This window comes from Bartonella vinsonii subsp. berkhoffii ATCC 51672 (genome assembly GCF_902825225.1).
In the GTDB taxonomy this organism is placed as follows: domain Bacteria; phylum Pseudomonadota; class Alphaproteobacteria; order Rhizobiales; family Rhizobiaceae; genus Bartonella; species Bartonella berkhoffii.
Map to the genome: position 1 here is coordinate 1 of NZ_CADEAK010000189.1, position 432 is coordinate 432.

2 pseudogenes are annotated in these 432 nt (G+C 45.4%); both read left to right on the forward strand.

From position 1 onward, the window contains the following. Positions 1-229 (forward strand): annotated as a pseudogene (locus J7R10_RS08870) (glucose-6-phosphate dehydrogenase); the annotation flags it as partial. A gap of 10 nt (positions 230-239) precedes the next feature. Beyond that, positions 240-432 (forward strand): annotated as a pseudogene (locus J7R10_RS08875) (6-phosphogluconolactonase); the annotation flags it as partial.

The window sequence follows — 432 nt, forward strand, 5'->3', positions numbered from 1 at the left end:
GAAGCTTGATGCTTATGACCGCCTCTTGATGGAAGTGATTCGCGGGGATAAAACCCTATTTAGGCAGCGAGAGGAAGTTGGGGCTCCTTGGGGTTGGATTGATGGTATTCTTGAGGGATGGCAAGCAAGACAGCTGCCTGTTCATGGATATAATGCTGGGTCGTGGGGGCCATCTGCTTCGACACTTTTGATGGAACGTGATGTGCGTATATGGAACAACTTAGTTTAGAGTAATGAGTGTGCATGGAATGAATAGTAACCGTTTGAATTTTGATACACCGACAGCCCTAGCTTTAGCATTAGCTGGTCATGTTGCAGCAGAGCTTTGTGTGGCTGTCCTTGAGCATAAGCGCGCAATTTTAGCAGTTTCTGGTGGTAGAACACCAGAATTGTTTTTTCATTATTTGTCAAAAGCTGGTATTGGTTGGCAAT